Source organism: Marinococcus luteus, from assembly GCF_900106595.1.
Taxonomy (GTDB): Bacteria; Bacillota; Bacilli; order Bacillales; family Marinococcaceae; genus Marinococcus; species Marinococcus luteus.
In genome coordinates this window covers 158,489-177,094 of sequence record NZ_FNNC01000001.1, presented here as the reverse complement: position 1 = coordinate 177,094, position 18,606 = coordinate 158,489, and the positions used below count along the sequence as shown (strand labels likewise).

Annotated in this window: 17 protein-coding genes; 2 read left to right on the top strand and 15 right to left on the bottom strand. The window is 52.7% G+C overall.

What is annotated here, in order from left to right; genetic code table 11:
- Positions 1 to 3: 3 nt before the first annotated feature.
- From recG to BLV22_RS00875, 3 genes are all read right to left on the bottom strand, one after another.
- A complete protein-coding gene (gene recG / locus BLV22_RS00885) occupies positions 4 to 2,049 on the bottom strand; it encodes an ATP-dependent DNA helicase RecG (protein WP_091610265.1) in 2,046 nt (681 codons plus the stop codon).
- A 132-nt stretch (positions 2,050 to 2,181) separates the two neighbouring features.
- Positions 2,182 to 3,834, bottom strand: coding sequence for a DAK2 domain-containing protein (locus tag BLV22_RS00880; RefSeq protein ID WP_091610264.1), 1,653 nt, complete (start codon positions 3,832 to 3,834; stop codon positions 2,182 to 2,184).
- Positions 3,835 to 3,861: 27 nt separating this feature from the next.
- A complete protein-coding gene (locus BLV22_RS00875) occupies positions 3,862 to 4,230 on the bottom strand; it encodes an Asp23/Gls24 family envelope stress response protein (protein WP_091610262.1) in 369 nt (122 codons plus the stop codon).
- A gap of 215 nt (positions 4,231 to 4,445) precedes the next feature.
- Here BLV22_RS00875 and rpmB point away from each other — a divergent pair, with 215 nt between their 5' ends.
- Positions 4,446 to 4,634 (top strand): 50S ribosomal protein L28, encoded by a 189-nt coding sequence (gene rpmB, locus BLV22_RS00870; protein WP_022792731.1) that lies wholly within the window; start codon positions 4,446 to 4,448, stop codon positions 4,632 to 4,634.
- A 63-nt stretch (positions 4,635 to 4,697) separates the two neighbouring features.
- Here rpmB and rpe read toward each other — a convergent pair whose 3' ends face one another.
- The 12 genes from rpe to remA form a co-directional block, all read right to left on the bottom strand.
- Positions 4,698 to 5,342, bottom strand: coding sequence for a ribulose-phosphate 3-epimerase (gene rpe / locus BLV22_RS00865; protein WP_091610259.1), 645 nt, complete (start codon positions 5,340 to 5,342; stop codon positions 4,698 to 4,700).
- A 2-nt stretch (positions 5,343 to 5,344) separates the two neighbouring features.
- Positions 5,345 to 6,226, bottom strand: a complete 882-nt coding sequence (rsgA, locus tag BLV22_RS00860) for a ribosome small subunit-dependent GTPase A (protein WP_091610257.1) — start codon at positions 6,224 to 6,226, stop codon at positions 5,345 to 5,347.
- The gene (gene pknB / locus BLV22_RS00855) at positions 6,205 to 7,422 is read right to left on the bottom strand and encodes a Stk1 family PASTA domain-containing Ser/Thr kinase (protein ID WP_091610256.1); all 1,218 of its coding nucleotides are present in this window, start codon (positions 7,420 to 7,422) and stop codon (positions 6,205 to 6,207) included. The genes rsgA and pknB overlap by 22 nt, the downstream gene beginning before the upstream one ends.
- Complete coding sequence (locus BLV22_RS00850) at positions 7,410 to 8,150, bottom strand: Stp1/IreP family PP2C-type Ser/Thr phosphatase (RefSeq protein WP_245724012.1); 741 nt, start codon at positions 8,148 to 8,150, stop codon at positions 7,410 to 7,412. Before BLV22_RS00850 ends, pknB begins: the two co-directional genes overlap by 13 nt.
- 5 nt (positions 8,151 to 8,155) lie before the next feature.
- Complete coding sequence (gene rlmN / locus BLV22_RS00845) at positions 8,156 to 9,253, bottom strand: dual-specificity RNA methyltransferase RlmN (protein WP_091610252.1); 1,098 nt, start codon at positions 9,251 to 9,253, stop codon at positions 8,156 to 8,158.
- Positions 9,254 to 9,255: 2 nt separating this feature from the next.
- Complete coding sequence (gene rsmB / locus BLV22_RS00840) at positions 9,256 to 10,638, bottom strand: 16S rRNA (cytosine(967)-C(5))-methyltransferase RsmB (RefSeq protein WP_091610251.1); 1,383 nt, start codon at positions 10,636 to 10,638, stop codon at positions 9,256 to 9,258.
- Positions 10,631 to 11,569, bottom strand: coding sequence for a methionyl-tRNA formyltransferase (gene fmt / locus BLV22_RS00835; protein ID WP_245723987.1), 939 nt, complete (start codon positions 11,567 to 11,569; stop codon positions 10,631 to 10,633). The genes rsmB and fmt overlap by 8 nt, the downstream gene beginning before the upstream one ends.
- Positions 11,570 to 11,641: 72 nt before the next feature.
- On the bottom strand, positions 11,642 to 14,050 hold the full coding sequence (gene priA, locus BLV22_RS00830) for a primosomal protein N' (RefSeq protein ID WP_091610249.1): 2,409 nt from the start codon (positions 14,048 to 14,050) through the stop codon (positions 11,642 to 11,644).
- Positions 14,051 to 14,052: 2 nt separating this feature from the next.
- On the bottom strand, positions 14,053 to 15,249 hold the full coding sequence (coaBC, locus tag BLV22_RS00825) for a bifunctional phosphopantothenoylcysteine decarboxylase/phosphopantothenate--cysteine ligase CoaBC (protein WP_091610248.1): 1,197 nt from the start codon (positions 15,247 to 15,249) through the stop codon (positions 14,053 to 14,055).
- Positions 15,250 to 15,347: 98 nt separating this feature from the next.
- Complete coding sequence (gene rpoZ, locus BLV22_RS00820; RefSeq protein WP_319631344.1) at positions 15,348 to 15,602, bottom strand: DNA-directed RNA polymerase subunit omega; 255 nt, start codon at positions 15,600 to 15,602, stop codon at positions 15,348 to 15,350.
- Positions 15,602 to 16,216, bottom strand: coding sequence for a guanylate kinase (gmk, locus tag BLV22_RS00815; protein WP_091610246.1), 615 nt, complete (start codon positions 16,214 to 16,216; stop codon positions 15,602 to 15,604). Before gmk ends, rpoZ begins: the two co-directional genes overlap by 1 nt.
- A gap of 26 nt (positions 16,217 to 16,242) precedes the next feature.
- Positions 16,243 to 16,506 carry an extracellular matrix/biofilm regulator RemA gene (remA, locus tag BLV22_RS00810; RefSeq protein WP_022792719.1) on the bottom strand — a complete coding sequence of 88 codons (264 nt, stop codon included), beginning with the start codon at positions 16,504 to 16,506 and terminating at the stop codon, positions 16,243 to 16,245.
- Between the two features lie 315 nt (positions 16,507 to 16,821).
- Between remA and BLV22_RS00805 the strand changes: the two genes are divergently transcribed.
- On the top strand, positions 16,822 to 18,558 hold the full coding sequence (locus BLV22_RS00805; protein ID WP_091610245.1) for an Rqc2 family fibronectin-binding protein: 1,737 nt from the start codon (positions 16,822 to 16,824) through the stop codon (positions 18,556 to 18,558).
- The last annotated feature ends 48 nt before the right edge of the window (positions 18,559 to 18,606 follow it).

Here is an 18,606-nt window from a genome sequence, read left to right as displayed (position 1 = left end):
CCACTAATCCAGTTTATCTTTTTGAAAGGCGCCGGCTTGTTCAAGATATTCCCGGAGGGGCCGGTATTTTTCATCCTTCCAGAACACTTCGCTGCGTATTAGTTTCGCTGCATCGTCCCGGGCGGTCTCGAGCGCTTTAAAGTCATGGACCACATCCGCAATTTTAAATTCAGGCAGCCCGCTCTGCTTTTTCCCGAAAAAGTCTCCCGGACCCCGCAGCTCGAGGTCTTTTTCCGAAAGGACAAACCCATCCTCGGTTTCCTGCATGATATTCATCCGCTCCTGGCCAGTTTCAGATTTCGGGTCGGCCAAAAGCACGCAGTAGGACTGGTGCTCTCCGCGTCCGACGCGCCCCCGCAGCTGGTGCAGCTGGGAAAGGCCGAAGCGTTCTGCGTCATAAATAACCATCATCGTGGCGTTCTGCACGTTCACGCCGACTTCCACCACCGTCGTCGAAACGAGAATATCAAGCTCATGGCTGGCAAACCGCTGCATGACGTCCTCTTTTTCCTCTGCCGGGAGCCGCCCGTGCATCAGGCCGACATGATAGCCCGGGAAAAACTGCATCAGCTGGGCATGCACGTCAATCGCATTTTGCACATCGAGCGCTTCTGACTCTTCAATGAGCGGGCAGATGACATAGGCCTGCCGCCCCTGGTCGATTTCTTTCTGCACAAAACGAAGTACCCGCTCAAGCATCTGCGGCTTCGCCCAGTAGGTTTCAATCGGTTTCCGGCCCGGCGGCATTTCGTCAATCACCGACACGTCCATATCCCCGTAGACGCTGATAGCAAGCGTCCGGGGAATCGGGGTGGCGGTCATAAACAAAACATCGGGGTCCTCCCCCTTTTCTTTCAGGATTTGGCGCTGGCCGACCCCAAACCGGTGCTGTTCATCGGTAATGACAAGCTTCAGATTGTGAAACTGCACCGGCTCCTGGATGAGGGCATGGGTGCCGATGATAATATCGATGGTGCCGTCGGTAATGCGCTCATAGGCGTTCCGCTTTTCCTTCTGCCGCATCGAACCGGTCAGCAGTCCAACACTCACCTCCGTTCCTGCAAACAGCTCCTGAAGAGAGTCGTAGTGCTGCTCGGCAAGAATTTCTGTAGGCACCATCAGTGCCGACTGGGCCTTTCCGGTAAATACGGCGTGCATGGCAATGGAGGCCACCACTGTTTTTCCGGAGCCCACATCCCCCTGCAAAAGCCGGTTCATCCGGATGGGGGCTTCAATATCCTCAAGGATTTCCCGCACCACTCTTTTTTGCGCATTCGTGAGCGGAAACGGCAGCTGCTTTTCAAAATCCGCCGTCGCCTCCTTATTATACACAAACGGCTGCGCCGAGGCTGACTGGCGCTCCATTCGTTTAAACATCTGCATTTTCAGCTGAAAAAACAGCAGCTCTTCATAGACGTAGCGCCTTCTTGCATGCTTCAGCTGTTCCCGGCTCTGCGGCTGGTGAAGCGCCTGAAAGGTTTCGGGCTTGCCCGGCAGGCGGTATCGTTCGCGGATTTCTTCGGGCAGATTTTCAGGGACTACCTGCAGGACGTGTTTTGCGGCTTCTGCCTGAATACGCTGCATCTGCTTGACCGTCAGACTCCCGGCCACGCTGTAGATTGGCTCGAGCTGCTTTGCCGGGTCGGGGGCGCCGGCCCGAAAATCCTGCACTGAGATGGTAAGGCGGTGCTTGTCCCATTTTCCGGTGATAGTCACCTGTCTGCCGACTTCTATCTGCTTTTTTAAAAACGCCCGGTTAAAAAACACGGCCGTCACCAGTAAATGATCAATTAATATCCTTACGGTCATCCGGGACTTTTTTTTGCCGAAATAACGCACGGACGGCTCCGACTGCACTTCGCCGGTAATCGTTACTTTTTCCTGATGCTTTAATTCTTCTATAGGAACCACTTCGTGGTTTTCATACCGATAGGGGAAATGATGCAGCAGGTCGTCAATCGTTGTAATACCAAGCTGTTCGAGCTCCCGCTGCTTCTCTTCTCCTACACCTTTTAAGTCAGAGACCGGTGATTGAAGCGTCGAATTCATAAACCGTCCCTTCCTTCCTGCTTTTGCTGTATTATACGAACGGTTGTTCACCTTTCATTATATACGTTTCCTTTTTCGCGCGAAAGAGGTACTCCCGCGCGTTAAACAAAAAAATAAGCCGCCGGGGGCAGCTTATTCCACAGAAACGATATATTGATACAGCGGCTGACCGCCCGTATGCGTTTCTATTTCCACATCCGGGTACGTCTGCTCAAGCTCTGCGGCAAGTTCGCCCGCCAGCTCTTCGCTTACATCTTCTCCGATGATCAGCGTAATAATTTCGCTCTCGCTGTCCACCATCCGTGCAAGCAGTTCCTGAAACGCCTGTTTCATTTCCTGATGGACGGTAACAATGTCTTTTTCCCAGATGCCCATAAAATCGCCTTCCTGAATCTTCTTTCCTTCGATGCTCGTTTCCCTGACGGCGTGGGTTATCTGGCCGGATTTAACGTACCGGGGGGCTTCTTTCATTGCTTCTTCATTTGCCTCAGCGTCTTTCGTTTCGTCAAACGCAAGCATTGCTGCGAGGCCCTGCGGGACCGTTTTGGTCGGGATGACCGTTACCTGCTTGTCGCTGATGTCTGCCGCCTGCTCCGCAGCCATCACTATATTGCCGTTATTCGGCAGTAAAAACACATGCTCCGCCTGCACCCGGGTGACCGCCTCGAGAAGATCCTCGGTACTCGGATTCATCGACTGCCCGCCGTGGACAACCTCCTGCACTCCAAGGCTTTCAAAAAGCGAAGCTACCCCGTCACCAGTAGTCACGGTCACAAAGCCGTAAGGCACAAGAGACGCGGGAGTCCCCGGCCTTTCTGACGGCCCTTCCTGCTGCAGGACACGGTTCTGCTCGCGCATATTTTCAATTTTTATATGAATCAGTTCTCCGTACCGCTGGGATTTTTCCAGAATTTTCCCTGGTTCCTCGGCGTGAATATGAACCTTCAGCAGTTCTTCATCGCAGACAACCAAAAGAGAATCGCCGTGGGCCGAAAGCTCTTCCCGGAACGCTTCTTCCTGAAAGGAGGATTCATTGTCTGCAAAGCGGACCATCACTTCGGTGCAGTAGCCGTACGTAATAGCTTCGGCTCCGCCCTGGGCGGCCGGGTCTTTATGGTGCTCGAGCTTCACAAGCTGGTCAAGCGAAGGCACAGATTCTCCTTCTTCTTCCTCTTCCCCGGTGAGCGCGTGCAGCATACCCTCATATATGTGTACAAGTCCCTGGCCTCCGGAGTCAACTACACCAACCTCCTTCAGGACCGGCAGCTGCTCGGGCGTATACGCAAGCGCTTCTTTTGCCGCTTTCAAAAACCGCCGCATCCATTCTTCAAGCGCAAGCTCACTGGCATTATGTTCTTTTTTCATAGCAAGAGACGCTTCCCTGGCGACCGTGAGGATCGTTCCTTCCACCGGCTTCATCACTGCCCGGTAGGCAGCGTCCACACCCTGCTCAAAAGCTTCTGCCACGTCCGGGGTACGAAGCTCAGCCTTTTTTTCCATGGATTTGGCAAAGCCGCGGAACAGCTGCGACAAAATGACGCCGGAATTCCCCCGTGCTCCCATTAACAATCCTTTGGAAAAGTGTTTGGCTGTTTCCCCGGCGTGCCCGTTCTCCTGGAGATGCTCGACGCCCGAACGGATCGTCAAACTCATATTGGTGCCTGTATCCCCGTCCGGAACTGGAAACACATTCAATGCGTCTACCTCTTTGCTGTGTTTTTGCAATGCAGAAGCTCCCTGCTTCAGCATCCTTCCCAGCTCCGGACCGCGTACTAATTGATCCATTTTTCTCTCTCCTTCATCCGTCTCTTCCTATGGTAAGGCCGATTCAATCTGAACGCCCTGAACATATACATTCACAGCGGCCACGTCCAGCCCGAGCATTTTCTGCAGCTGATACTTCACTTTCCGCTGCACGTTGTGCGCCACTTCAGAAATTTTCGTACCATAGCTTACAATAATATACATATCAATATGGATAAGACCGTCCTCTTCCCGGACGACTACTCCACGGGAATAATTTTCTCTTCGCAGCAGTTCCGACAAATTGTCCTTGAAATGTTTCCTGGACGCCATGCCTACGATGCCGTAGCAGTCCATGGCTGCCGCTCCCACAGCAGTGGCAAGCACTTCGAGTGTGATATCGACTGTTCCGTTTGACGAATATATTTCGAAACTCATGTCTCGTTTCCTTCCTTTCCAGACGCCGGCTGTATGTATCCGGACGCTCCAGCTTCTTTTCAAAGTAACTATGCCATTATCACTATAACCACGTTTGGCTCAAATGAAAAGCATAATTGTATTTTTGGCGAATCAACATTGCGTGTGTACAGGCTCTGTGCTACTATATTTAAGTATGGGTAATTTTGTTTGATATTAATAAGGAGGTGCCGCATATGTCCCGCAAGTGCTATGTAACAGGGAAAGGCCCTAAAGCCGGAAATAACCGTTCTCACGCCAACAATGCAACGAAACGCCGTTGGGGAGCTAACGTGCAAAAAGTCCGTATTCTTGTAAACGGTAAGCCAAAACGCGTATACGTTTCCGCGAGAGCATTAAAATCCGGTAAAGTCACACGCGTATAAAGCAAAAAGCGGCCAGGGAGCCGCTTTTTTTATGAATGTTTTTAGTTTACATAATAATATTATCTACTGCTTTAATTCTTCGATCGCCTTCGCTTTATTCTCCTGCTTGAAGAGAGCCGATCCCGACACAAGCACATTTGCCCCGGCTTCGAGACAGTCTTTGGCTGTTTCCCGGCTGACTCCGCCATCCACTTCAATCTCGAGCTCCGGGTTAACGACATCCGCCGCCTTTTTCACTGCTCTAATTTTGTCGAGTACGTTTGGAATAAACGCCTGGCCGCCAAATCCCGGGTTCACAGTCATTAAAAGCACAAGATCCACATCCGGCAGAATATGGGTGATCATTTCCACCGGTGTCGCCGGATTTAACACTACGCCAGCCCGGCAGCCTGCTTCTTTAATCTGTTGGATCGTACGGTGCACGTGGGGACACGCTTCCACATGCACTGAAATAATGTCGGCTCCTGCACGGGCAAAATCCTCGATATAGCGTTCCGGCTTTTCAATCATCAAATGCACATCAAACGGTTTGTCGCTGTACGGACGAATCGCCTCAATGACCGGAAGCCCGAACGTGATATTCGGAACGAAGTGGCCGTCCATGACATCGATATGTATATAATCCGCACCTGCTTCGTCAATTTCCTTCACCGCCCGGCCCAATTCCGCAAAATCAGCTGATAGGATCGAAGGCGCTATTTTTATCATCATTAATACCTCCTCGGCGTGGATGAAATTTCTTCGTGGAACTGTTTGTAATGCTCGTAGCGGTGGGAAGGAATGCGTCCTTCCTCCACGTCAAGCCGTATGGCACAGCCCGGCTCCTGCCGGTGGGAGCATCCGCGGAACTTGCAGTCAGGCATTCTTGCCCGCATTTCCGGAAAACAGATATCGAGGTCTTCGGCTGTAATTGAACCAAAATCAAGCGAGCTGAACCCTGGCGTATCTGCCACCCATCCGTTATTCACCCGCAAAAACTCCACATGCCTTGTCGTATGCTTTCCGCGCCCAAGCGCACCGGAAATGTTTGCTGTCTCGAGATCAAGATCAGGCGCTACTGCGTTCAGGAGCGAAGATTTTCCCACTCCCGACTGCCCGGACAAAAGAGAATACTTTTCCGGAAAATAAGCGGCTGCCTCTTCGATGCCTTCGCCTGTTTTCGTCGAATAAAAGTGGAACGGATAGCCGATACCCTCATAATCCTTCTGAATGGCCCGCAGGGTCTCTTTTTTTGCCTCGTCTGCTTTGTCCCATTTACTCACTAAAATAACCGGCTGGATTTCTTCATTTTCCACATGCACAAGAAAACGGTCGAGCAGCCAGGTGGAAAAACCAGGCTCGACAGCGGAAAATATGAGCAGCGCCTGGTCAATGTTTGCGACCGGCGGGCGTACCAGTTCATTTGACCGCTCTTTAATTTCAAGTACGTATCCGTCTGTATGATTCTCTGCTTCAAACCGCACAAAGTCCCCTACAAGCGGTTTGATTTTCTGTTTGCGGAACAGTCCCCGGCCCCGGCACTGAAAATATCCTTCTTCACTGTCTACATAATAGAAACCGCTGACTGCTTTTACAATTCGACCTGTCGCCATACCTTCGCCCCTTCTTGTAATACTTGATCCTGTCCTGCCCAGGCCGCCTCCCACACAGCTGTCTGCGTTGGCAATACGTCCGGAATTACTTTCGTTGTGCCGCTCACGACAAACATTTCCGGAAGCAGCCAGTAAAAAAATGCCGCCCCCGAAAATACAACTATACAGGCCACAACATAAGGCCATTTTTTAGTTTTTTCCGGTGGCCGGTCCGCCGGCGTTTCCGGGCCGACATCCTCCTGTCCGTCTTCCTGCACAGCCGGCGCCGCCACCATCGTATCCTCTTCAGCCACCTGGGGGTCCGACCATTCCCGCTCCTTGGAATTGGCATGGCCCTCCTGGATGAAATAAGGATGTTCGTTTCTTCTCTCGTCCGACAGCGCAGAACGGATGTCCTCATACATTTCTTCGGCGCCCGCGTAACGGTCGTCCGGGCTTTTGGCCGCAGCTTTTAAGATAACGTTCGACAGACTCTGCGGCAGTCCCTGTCGCAGCTGAGCCGGGTCCGGGAGTGGCTCCTGGATATGTTTTAAGGCGATACTTACGGCGGATTCTGCGTCGTAGGGGATCACTCCGGTCACCATTTCAAACAGAACAATGCCGGCTGCATAAATATCCGAGCGCGCACTTACCACGCCGCCCCTTGCCTGTTCTGGGGAAATATAATGAACGGAGCCCATCATCGTATTGGTCTGCGTGATCGTGGAAGCAGATGCAGCGCGGGCGATGCCGAAATCAGCTACTTTTATTTCTCCCCGCTCGTTGGAAAGAAGATTGTGGGGTTTAATGTCCCGGTGAATGATGCCGTGGCTGTGCGCCTGCATCAGTGCCTCAAGCAGCTGCTTGGTCATATGTACCGCCTGTTCAAGCGGCAGCGGCCCATGCAGGCGGATCATTTCCTTCACGGTCTGGCCCTCCACGTATTCCATCACGATATAATGCAGTTCCCGTTCTTCGCCAACGTCATAAATATTGACCGTGTTTCTGTGGCCCAAAATAGTGGCTGCCCGTGACTCGCGGCGGAACCGCTGCAAAAATTCCTCATCGCCGTTAAACTGCGGCTGAAGAATTTTAATTGCCACCAGCCGTTCCAAAATCATATCCTCTCCGAGATACACATATGCCATGCCTCCGCTTCCGAGGAGACGCTTAATATGATAACGGTCACTGATACGGCGTCCGATCAGTTGGTCCATACCTCTTCCTCCCGCATAACCACCGCAATCGTTATATTGTCTTCGCCTCCGCGGTCGTTGGCTGCCTGCACCATCGCTTCCACCCCTTCGCGAAGGTGCTTGTGAGAAGCAAGCATTCCGGCCATGTCTTCGGCGCCGAGCTTGTTGGTCAGCCCGTCGGTACAAAGAAGCACGCCGTCCCCTTCGCCCCATTCGTACGTATAAATGTCAGGGGAAAGGCCGCGGTCCGTGCCGAGTGCTTTCGTTAATATATTTTTCTGCGGATGCGACTGTGCTTCGAGTGCTGAAATCTGTCCTTTGTTGTACAGCTCCTGCACGAGGGAATGGTCTTCACTCTGCTGTTGAATAGTACGGTCCGTCCAGATGTAGCTGCGGCTGTCGCCAATATTTCCAGTCACGGTAAACGACGGGTGGCAGATGGCCGCGACAAGGGTCGTCCCCATTCCCGCATGCTCCGGATAATGCCTGGCATGGCGAATGATAGCTTCATTTGCTTTTATCATATTGTCAGTCAGCCACTCGGATGCCTCTTCAATTGAATCGACCGACGGGTTTTCCTCCCATGCGTCCTTTAATGTCTGATAGGCCATGGCGCTTGCCACATCCCCAGCCGAATGTCCGCCCATTCCATCGGCAACGACAGCTAAAACAATGCCGGAAGCATGCGTGACAATGCCTCCGGTATCTTCGTTATGAGGACGGAGTTTCCCCCGGTCTGTCAAGAACATATGGTTCACTCGGAATTTGCCTCCGTTTCTTCTTTCCGCTGGTTGGCACGCAGCTGTCCACAGGCTGCATCGATATCGTGCCCCTGCTCACGCCGGATCGTTACGTTCACCCCGCGGTCTTTTAATGCTTTTTCAAACGCAAAAATGTCGTTTCTTGTGGTGCGCACGTAGTTTCTTTCCGGCACGTCGTTCACAGGAATCAGATTGACGTGGCATTTCAAATCACCGATCAGGTCGGCGAGCTCGTCTGCATCCTCTTTCTGATCGTTGACCTGGCCGAATAAGCCGTATTCAAATGTGATTCTGCGGTTCGTTTTCTTTTGATAGTAACGGATCGAATCCATCAGCTCCGACACATCCCATGCGCGGTTGATCGGCATCAGCCGGCTCCGGGTTTCTGTGTTTGCTGCGTGGAGGGATACCGCGAAATTGATCTGCATGTTTTCATTGGCAAAGTCATAAATACGCGGCACAACCCCGCTTGTGGAAACGGTAATATGGCGTGCACCGATGTTTAAGCCGTCGTCGTGATTGACCACGCGCAGAAAGTTCATCAGGCCGTCGTAGTTATCGAACGGCTCGCCGATCCCCATGACGACGATAGAACTGACGCGCTCGTCTCTTTCATCAAGCAGACGCTGGGATTCAAGCACCTGAGCGGTAATTTCCCCGCCTTCAAGGTTTCTTTTCAGGCCTCCGAGCGTGGAAGCACAGAAGGTACAGCCGAGCCGGCAGCCTACCTGGGTGGTTACACAGACGCTGTAGCCGTAGTCATGCTTCATCAGTACGGTTTCAATCGTATAGCCGTCCTGCAGTTCAAACAAAATCTTAATTGTGCCGTCCTGGGACTGCTGATGGATGACCTCTTTTAACGTCGTCAGTGTAAACGTGCTCTCGAGCTTTTCGCGAAGCGTTTTCGGGATGTTGGTCATTTCCTCAAATGAGGTCACGCGCTTTTGATACATCCATTCAAACAGCTGCTTCGCGCGGAATGCCGGTTCCCCGTTCTCTTTTAACCATTGTTCAAGTTCCTCGTATTTCAAGCTGTACATGGAGGGGCTGTCCGTTTGCGGGGCAGGCGCCTCCTTTTTTAAAATCTGCATGCTTATGCTCCTTCCGTTTCTTCCTGATTATTTTTTACCGCCGCGGCAATGAAAAATCCGTCTGTGCCGTATTCGTGGGGAAGAATCGTGCACCATCCGTAGTCGCTGGAAAAATGCTCTATTTCTGAAAGTTTTAGTTTGTCGGTCAATTCATGGTCTGGCGAGAGTTCTGGATGCCGGTGCAAAAACGCTTCCCACACCTGTTCGTTCTCTTCTGGACGAATTGTACATGTGCTGTACACAATCCTTCCATTAAATCGTAACATACTTACAGCTTCATTCAATATTTCGTGCTGTATCTCCGGCAGACGTTCAAAATCCTCTGCTTTTTTGGCCCATTTCTGCTCGGGCTTTTTCCGGATAACGCCAAGTCCGCTGCACGGAGCATCGACGAGCACCCGGTCAAATGTACGCGCCGGAAAAGTTGTTGTCAATTGACGTGCATCCCCGGCGGCGGTTTCAATATTTTCAAGCCGCAGTCTTGCCACCTGTTCTTCAATCTGGGTAAGCTTTTTTGCACTCAGGTCATGGGCGGCCACGCTTCCGCCCGGGCCGGTCCGTTCGGCAGCATCTGTTGATTTTCCGCCCGGGGCGGCGCAGGCGTCGAGAACGTCCATGTTTTCTTCGACCATCAGTGCTTCGCCGGCTTTCATGGAGCTTTCGTCCTGCACCGTTATATAGCCGTTCTGGTACGTTTCGGTGACGAGAACATTCCCTTTTTCCACAATTAATGCTTTCTCCGCAATAACGCCCCTGGTTGTCTGAATGCCTTCCTGCTCGAGCATTTCCCGCACGTCTTCGAGTTCAGCCTCCGGGGAGACCCGCACATTCGTTTTTGGTGTGACGTTATTTGCTTCGGCAATACGGAGGGCTGTTTCTTCTCCGTAGGCCGCCTGCCATTCCTTCAGCATCCATGCCGGATGGCTGTAGTCAACGGCCAGACGTTCCTCCTTATTGTCGATAGCGGAGGTGTCGGGAAAGCCTTTGCGCTGCAGGGAGCGTAGCACCCCGTTCACAAAACCGCTCACCCCTTTGTTGCCCCGCTGCTTCGCGATTTTTACCGCCTCATCCACAACGGCGTGGTCCGGCACCCGGTCAAGGTAACGCATCTGATACACGCTCATGCGCAGCAGTACACGTACCCAGGCGTCAAGCCTGGCGATCGGTTTGTTGACAAAAACCCCGAGCACGTAATCGAGGGTGTTCTGGCGGCGGAGGGTGCCGTAAACAATTTCGGTCAGCAGCCCGGCGTCCTCCCTCGACCATGCTTTCCCGGCGAGCTCGTGATGGAGCAGCAGGTGGCTGAAGGCCTGGCCGGTCTCCACCCGCTCGAGCAGGGCAGCGGCTGTATAGCGGAGGGAATAGGAAGGCTCCGTTTTATTCATTAAAATTCTCTCCTTTGGACCAGCCGTGGCTGCCGCGCAAAAATTCGGCCGTTTTCATCCGTTTTTTTCCGGCCGGCTGAATCTCCCACAGCCGGACCGCCGTGCCGTCACCGGCTGCCACATCAATGTAGTCATCCGCGATAGCGGTAATGGTGCCCCCTTCAGCACTGACGGACGCGTCAATCCATTCAGCCCGCCACAGTTTGATCGACTTTCCGTCTTTCTCTGTATAGGCCACCGGCCACGGGTTCATTCCGCGGATCTGGTTATAGATCGAGCGGCCGCTCTGCTTCCAGTCGATTCTTTCCTGACCGCGCTGGATATTTGACGCAAACGTTGCTTCCTTTTCATTCTGCGGAGTCCGTTCCGCCGTCCCGTCAATAACCGCGGGCAGCGTTTCGATCAAAAGATCTGCTCCGACGATGCTCAGTTTGTCATGCACATCCCCGACCGTATCCTCCCATTCAATCGTCACTTCCTGCTGACGGATGATGTCGCCGGCATCAAGCTTCGACACCATATCCATAATCGTGACGCCTGTTTTTTCCCGGCCATCGATGACCGCCTGGTGAATCGGGGCGCCTCCGCGGTATTCAGGAAGCAGGGAAGCGTGCACATTCACCGCTGCAATGGACGGGGCTTCGAGAAGCTTCTTCGGCAGAATCTGGCCGAAGGCCGCTGTAATAATCAGATCCGGCTTTTCTGCGAGCACTTCGTTTAAAGAGGCTTCATTTTTCAGCTTCTCCGGCTGCAATACAGGAAGCTTCCACGCTTCCGCTTCTGCTTTGACCGGCGGCGGGGTCAGCTCTTTTTTTCTTCCTTTCGGACGGTCAGGCTGAGTAACCACCGCAGTTACCGTATAGCCCTCTTCAAGCAGACGCCGCAGGATCGGGACTGAAAAGTCCGGTGTTCCCATAAATAAAATGTTCATATTTCTCCCTCTTTTCACAATACACAGCCCCGTGCGTCGGTCACTATCGAAGCAGCGGGGCTGGCGTTTACCTTATAGAAACAACTGCGGGTACATATCAATCGTAATAAACAGCTTATCCTGGGCTGTTTCTTTTTGATAATGTACAGCAATATCATTCAGGATTTTCGTTAATTCAGGCTCATCCCTGTATTTTATCATGCATTGGTACCGATATCTATCCTTGATCCTTGCAATTGGAGAAACGGTCGGTCCGAGAATTTTTGCCTGCGGCGACAGTTCCTCCCGCAGCCGGCTCGTCACTTTTTCAGCGGTTTTCAGCGCTACGCCGATCTCTTCGTGAGAGACATTGACCATCGTTAAATAGTAGTACGGCGGGTACCCACCCCGCTTGCGCTGGCCCATTTCATGCCGGCTGAACGAAGGGTAGTCATGATTTTTGGCAAACTGAATGCTGTAATGATCGGGGCTGTAGGATTGAATCACTACTTCGCCCTGCAGCTTGTCCCGGCCGGCCCGTCCGCTCACCTGGGTAAGCAGCTGAAAGGTCCGCTCCGGCGCCCGGAAATCGGGCAGATGCAGCATTGTATCCGCTGCAAGCACGCCGACCAGCGTGATCATTGGAAAGTCCAGGCCTTTGGCAATCATCTGGGTGCCGAGCAGAATGTCCGCCTCTCCGTTTCCAAACCGGCGAAGCATCTGCTCATGGGACCCTTTTTTCGTGGTGGTGTCCATATCCATCCGGATAATCCTGGCCTCCGGCAGCACCTTCGTCAGCTCTTCCTCCACCTTCTGGGTGCCTGTGCCGAAATAGCGGATCTGTTCACTTTCACAGGAAGGGCACGTCGCAGGCATTGCTTCTTCATAGCCGCAGTAGTGGCACTTCAGCTGATGCTTTGTCTGATGGTACGTGAGGGTAATTTCACAGTGCGGGCATTCGGCAGTATAGCCGCATGAACGGCACATGACAAACGAGGAGTAGCCGCGACGATTTAAAAACAGAATGCTCTGCTCCCCTTTTTCCAGACGGTCCTTCAGCTTTTCAAGCAGCGTTTCGGAAAATACCGATCGGTTGCCTTTATGCAGCTCGTCTCGCATATCCACCACGTCGATGGCAGGCAGCTGTTTCTGGTTGATTCTCTCCGGCATTTCAAGCAGCTGATAAACCTCCCGGCCGGCACGGGCGTAAGATTCCAACGACGGCGTGGCACTCCCTAATACGACCGGCGCTCCGTGATATATGCCTCTCCAGATCGCCACCTCCCGGGCGTGATACCGGGGGTGGTCCTCCTGCTTGTAGCTGCCTTCGTGCTCTTCATCAATAATAATCAGACCGACATTTTTGAAGGGGGCAAAAATCGCCGACCGCGCTCCGACCGCCACTTTCGCGTCTCCGGCATGTACCCTGCGCCATTCGTCGTAACGCTCCCCTCTTGAGAGTGCGCTGTGCATCACCGCCACCTGGTCTCCGAACCGTCCTTTAAAGCGTTCAACCATTTGCGGTGTAAGCGAAATTTCCGGTACAAGCACAATCGCCTCCCGTCCCTGCTGCAGCACGCGGTCAATGGCCTGCAGGTACACTTCCGTCTTTCCACTTCCGGTGACCCCGTGCAGCAAAAACGTATGGTGCTTCTCCCGCGACGTTTTTTCCGTAATCGGGTCAAGTGCCCGCTGCTGGTCCCGGGTGAGCTCCTGCGGAGGGGTCGCTTCAAACGAGCGATCTTCAAACGGGTCCCGGTACGATTCCTGGTTCCGTTCCATAAGGATGTTTTTTTCCACGAGACCCTGAATGACCGCCCGGCTCGCCGTCTGCTCATGCAGCAGCTGGGCCGCGGGTACAGCCGCTTCTTCGTCTCCGATCGAAAGAAACCAGTCATACAGCTCCAGCTGTTTTTTCGCTTTCGCCGTAAGAGAAGCTGCATGCGTCCGGTGCTCCGGATGAAGCTTCAGCATCCGCTTCGTCTGTTTTTTCGTCTGATCCTTCACCTGATAATCGATCCGGATCTGTTCATGCCGGACAGCTTCCTGCACATGCTGCATCACTGCTTTATCGTCCGGGAGGTCCTTCCAGTCGATCGTCGTCTGCTTCTGAAACACTGCCTGCAGTACCGGCGGCAGGGTCTCCGTGGATACGAGCAGCTCAATCTTCTTTTTTGGCTTTGCCCGGATAGCTGCCGGTATCATTGACTGATAGGCCGTAATTAAAAAACAGACCGTTTCCACTGCCAGATACTCTCCGAGCTCAAGCAGTTCCTGCGTGAGCACCGGATGAGGATCGAGCACGTCTGTAATCGGCTTGACCCGGGCAAGCTCTGTTTTGTCTTCGATCCGCCAGATAAACCCCTGAATTTTCCGGGCACCAAACGGCACCGTCACTCTCGATCCGGGGCGCGCGAGCATTTCGAGTGAAGCCGGAATCTGATAATCAAAAGCCCGGTTCGTCTGGCCGGTCGCTATATCAACAATTACTTTGGCGTACATAGTTACGCGTCTCCTATTCGTTTCTGCAGCCAGGACATAATTTCTGCCGCTGCCTCGTGCTTCGACTGGGTGGGAAAAGAAACAGCTCCGTTTTTATCCACGAAGGTGATTGTATTTTCATTGGCACGGAAGCCGGACCCCGCTTTACCGATTTCATTGGCTACAATTAAATCTGCGTTTTTACGCTGCCGCTTGCTTTCTGCGTATTCCTCAAGGCGTTCCGATTCTGCAGCGAAGCCAATCAGCAGCTGATGCGTCTTTTTCTCCCCGAGCTCGTGGAGAATATCCGGTGTTTTCACCATCGGTATCTCAAGGCCGTCGTCCTTTTTCTTCTGCTTTTTTTCATAAACGGTCTCCGGGCGGTAATCAGACACAGCAGCTGCTTTAATAACCACATCCGACGTATCGTAATGGGTCAGCACAGCTTCGCGCATATCCTCCACGCTTTCGACATCGATCCTTGTCTGGACACCTCCGGGAGTGGAGAGCGTCACCGGTCCTGCCACCAGCGTCACTTCTGCTCCCCGACGGGCTGCTTCTTCCGCAATCGCAAAACCCATTTTTCCGCTGGACGGGTTGGTAACGACCCGGAAGGGATCAATATGCTCATGCGTCGGCCCAGCGGTAACAAGCACGCGTTTGCCTGCAAGCGGAGTGCCGACGTCTTCGGCATCCTGGACAAACTGCATAATGTCCTCGGGCTCCGCCATCCGGCCTTTGCCAATCCATCCGCAGGCAAGATAGCCCTCTCCGGGTTCAATGAACCGGTACCCGTCCCGCTTTAACGTTTCTTTGTTGCGCTGAAAGCTCGGATGATTATACATGTTGACATTCATCGCCGGCGCCACGTAGACGTTGGCAAGTGTCGCCATCATTGTAGTAGTGAGCATATCATCTGCGAGTCCGTTCGCAAGCTTCCCGAGCGTGTTGGCCGACGCAGGCGCTACAATAAATACATCTGCCCAGTCCGCCACATCTATATGGGAAACGACCGAGGGGTCGGCTTCTGCAAACGTGTCATCGTACACTCTTGAGCGGGTCAGTGCCTGGAATGTGAGCGGGGTGATAAACTCTTTGGCTTCCGGAGTCATAATAATACGCAGCTCTGCCCCTGCCTGATACAGCCTGCTTGCAAGTGCCGCGGCTTTAAAGGCAGCTATTCCTCCTGTGACCCCGAGTACAATTTTTTTGCCTTTCACAGCTTTGTCCTCCTTTTACAGGCCCTTCCAGGCTAAAAAAAGCAACCTACGTGATCCCATAGGTTGCTTCTTCTTATCTGGTGCCCGTTCATTTTCCGTTATTCTTCGTAGTCATGTTCTTTATAGTCACCCTGGCGGTAGCTGAGCACGCCGGCCTGGATTTCTTCGAGAGCGATACCTACTGCCTTCACGGATTTTGCATTATCGATCATTGGAAGCGCCCCGTCGATTTCTTCGAGGTCTCTCGCGCGCCGTGCTGATACGGATACCAGCGTATATTTGGAATTGATATGACCGAGCAGCTGGTCAATGGACGGATACAGCATTCCTTCGTCGTTTCTGTTTGAAGCCATTATTCCACCTCCGCTAATTCTTTATATTTTTCAATCAGGCGTTCCTGCTTGCAGTGCTCTGCAGTGACAATAGAGCGGATGCGCGAGACCGCTTTTTCGATCTCATCGTTTTCCACTACATAGTCGTACATCTTCATCATGTCAATTTCATTTTTGGCCACAGTCATCCGTTTGTCAATCAACTCGGATGTTTCCGTTCCGCGTCCGACAATCCTGCTTCGGAGCTCGGCGAGGCTCGGAGGCATTAAGAAAATAAACGTTCCTTCCGGGTAACGCTCCTTCACCTTTTCTGCGCCCTGCACTTCAATCTCGAGAATGATGTCTTTGCCGCGGTCGATGGTTTCCTCGACGTAATCAAGCGGGGTCCCGTAGTAGTTGTCTACATACTGCGCCCACTCCAGCAGACGGCCTTCCTCAATCATTTTTTCAAACTCTTCCTTCGAATGAAAGAAATAATTTACTCCGTGCTCCTCTCCCGGACGGGGAGCCCGGGTAGTGGCGGAGACGGAATACTCAATGTTGGTATCCTCTTCGCGCAGCGCTCCGCAAACCGTACCTTTTCCTACACCGGCCGGGCCGGAAAGAACAATCAATAATCCTTTATCATCTTTCATAGGTTGACACGCCTCATTTCACAATCTTATTCGTCCGATGAATCATCGTCTTTTGTATGCAGCCGCTGCGCGACTGTCTCCGGCTGAACCGCAGAAAGCACCACATGGTCGCTGTCTGCAATTATAACCGCTCTCGTTCTTCTGCCGTAGGTGGCATCAATCAGCATGTTCCGGTCCCTTGCTTCCTGAATAATCCGTTTGATTGGTGCTGATTCCGGGCTGACGATAGAAATAATCCGGTTTGCCGACACAATATTTCCAAATCCAATGTTGATTAGCTTAATGCTCAAAACTACCCCTCCTGGTCGGACCATCCCTCTAGCTGCTGCCTGAAAAAATGGTTCATATATGTTTTCTTCTGCGGTTCCTGACGAGTTGTTCTCCTGATTCAGTATAGCACGATTATTTCAAGCGTCACAAACGATGCTTCGCGGCGAGGCCCGAACATTATGTACTTCTATATTGTAAACAATATCTTTCCGGCCCACAACCAATGTTTATTCAGCAAACAAGACGGCGCGCTTTTCATTATGCTATAATCCACCGTACAGAACGCAAGCAGCAGAAGGTTTTCTTCTGCTTGTACGAGTAAAGGATGATCGAACGTGAGCTTTGACGGAATCATGACCCAGGCCGTTGTCCAGGAGGTCCACCAGACGCTCCAAAGCGGCCGGATTTCAAAAATACACCAGCCCTACAAAACCGATCTGGTCATTACAGTGCGGGCGAACCGCAAAAACCACCAGCTGCTGCTGTCGGTGAACCCTTCCCTGTCGAGAATGCATCTGACAGACGAAAAGTACCAGAATCCCCCAGAGCCTTCCATGTTCTGCATGCTGCTGCGCAAGCACCTTGAAGGCGGCTTCGTGCGGGAGGTATTGCAGCAGGGACTTGAGCGGATCGTTTCATTGCGCATTGAAAACAAAGATGAAATCGGCGACCTTACAGAGCGGACCCTGGTTATGGAAATTATGGGCAAGCACAGTAACGTCGTGCTCCTCAATGAGGACCGCACGCATATTCTGGACAGCATGAAGCATATTTCTCCGGCGCAGAACACGGTCCGCACGATTCTTCCGGGCCAGGCGTATATTGGACCACCGTCCCAGCATAAGGCGAATCCCCTCGAGGCCGGAGCCGGCGACGTACTGAGAGCACTGGACGCCAACCAGGGCAAGCTCGACCGCCAGCTGATGCAGGCGTTTGAAGGGATTTCGCCCCAGAGTGCCAAAGAAGCCGCGCACCGGGCCGGTCTCGGTTCGCTGCAGAAGCTGGCCGATACGTTTACCGCGCTCATGAACGACGTTAAAAACGGGAATTTCCAGCCGCAGATTGTGACCACCGAAGCGAATAAAGAATATTACAGCGCCATTGACCTTACGCATGTAGACGGTGCGAAAGAAAATTTTGCCTCAGTGAGCGACATGCTCGACCGCTACCATAACGGCAAAGCCGAACGCGATCGCGTACACCAGCAGGCCCATGACCTCGAACGATTTCTGCAGAACGAACGCGAAAAAAACGAGCGCAAGCTGAAAAAACTGCGCCAGACGATTACGCAGGCCGAAAACCGCCTCGTCTACCAGAAATACGGGGAGCTGTTAACCGCCCATATGCACCAGCTCCGCGGCGGTGAAAACGAAATAGAAGTAACGGATTACTACGATCCGGAGGGCGGCACGCTTACCATTGGGCTTGAGCCTGAACTATCGCCGTCAGATAATGCCCAGCGGTATTTTAAACGCTATAATAAGGCCAAAACTTCGCTTTCCGAGGCAAAAAAACAGATTAAGCTGACCCGGCGCGAAATCGATTACCTCGACCGGCTGATTCAGCAGGTCGAAACGGCCGCCCCATCTGACATTGACGACATTCGCGAAGAATTGTCGGACGGCGGCTACCTTAAAAAGCGTGTTCAAAAGAAAAAGCAGAAGAAAAACACCAAACCGCAGGTCGAGCAGTACGTTTCCTCTGCCGGAACGCTTCTGCTGGTTGGAAAAAACAACCGCCAGAACGAATACGTCACCAACCGGGTGGCAAACGCCGGAGACACATGGCTGCACACTAAAGACATCCCCGGCTCCCACGTGGTGATCCGCTCCACAGACGTGGACGAGGAAACGTTAAAGGAAGCGGCTGTCCTTGCCGCCTATTTCTCCAAAGCGCGCTCCTCATCCTCGGTGCCGGTCGACTACACCCTGATCCGCCACGTCCGAAAACCAAACGGCGCCAAGCCCGGGTTTGTAACCTACGACCAGCAGTCCACCCTGTTTGTCACCCCGGAGGAAAGCCTCGTTCTCGAAATGAAAAACCGGGCCAGGGCTCAGGCCGCTGCAAAATAAAAAAAGGCTCCTTCCGGCACAGTCCAGCTGTCCGGGAGGAGCTTTTTT

Excerpts from the sequence above, each read along its gene's own strand:
- recG (WP_091610265.1), bottom strand. The coding sequence starts at position 2,049 with ATGAATTCGACGCTTCAATCACCGGTCTCTGACTTAAAAGGTGTAGGA.
- BLV22_RS00880 (WP_091610264.1), bottom strand. The coding sequence starts at position 3,834 with ATGGATCAATTAGTACGCGGTCCGGAGCTGGGAAGGATGCTGAAGCAG.
- BLV22_RS00875 (WP_091610262.1), bottom strand. The coding sequence starts at position 4,230 with ATGAGTTTCGAAATATATTCGTCAAACGGAACAGTCGATATCACACTC.
- rpmB (WP_022792731.1), top strand. The coding sequence starts at position 4,446 with ATGTCCCGCAAGTGCTATGTAACAGGGAAAGGCCCTAAAGCCGGAAAT.
- rpe (WP_091610259.1), bottom strand. The coding sequence starts at position 5,342 with ATGATAAAAATAGCGCCTTCGATCCTATCAGCTGATTTTGCGGAATTG.
- rsgA (WP_091610257.1), bottom strand. The coding sequence starts at position 6,226 with ATGGCGACAGGTCGAATTGTAAAAGCAGTCAGCGGTTTCTATTATGTA.
- pknB (WP_091610256.1), bottom strand. The coding sequence starts at position 7,422 with ATGGACCAACTGATCGGACGCCGTATCAGTGACCGTTATCATATTAAG.
- BLV22_RS00850 (WP_245724012.1), bottom strand. The coding sequence starts at position 8,150 with ATGTTCTTGACAGACCGGGGGAAACTCCGTCCTCATAACGAAGATACC.
- rlmN (WP_091610252.1), bottom strand. The coding sequence starts at position 9,253 with ATGCAGATTTTAAAAAAGGAGGCGCCTGCCCCGCAAACGGACAGCCCC.
- rsmB (WP_091610251.1), bottom strand. The coding sequence starts at position 10,638 with ATGAATAAAACGGAGCCTTCCTATTCCCTCCGCTATACAGCCGCTGCC.
- fmt (WP_245723987.1), bottom strand. The coding sequence starts at position 11,569 with ATGAACATTTTATTTATGGGAACACCGGACTTTTCAGTCCCGATCCTG.
- priA (WP_091610249.1), bottom strand. The coding sequence starts at position 14,050 with ATGTACGCCAAAGTAATTGTTGATATAGCGACCGGCCAGACGAACCGG.
- rpoZ (WP_319631344.1), bottom strand. The coding sequence starts at position 15,602 with ATGGCTTCAAACAGAAACGACGAAGGAATGCTGTATCCGTCCATTGAC.
- gmk (WP_091610246.1), bottom strand. The coding sequence starts at position 16,216 with ATGAAAGATGATAAAGGATTATTGATTGTTCTTTCCGGCCCGGCCGGT.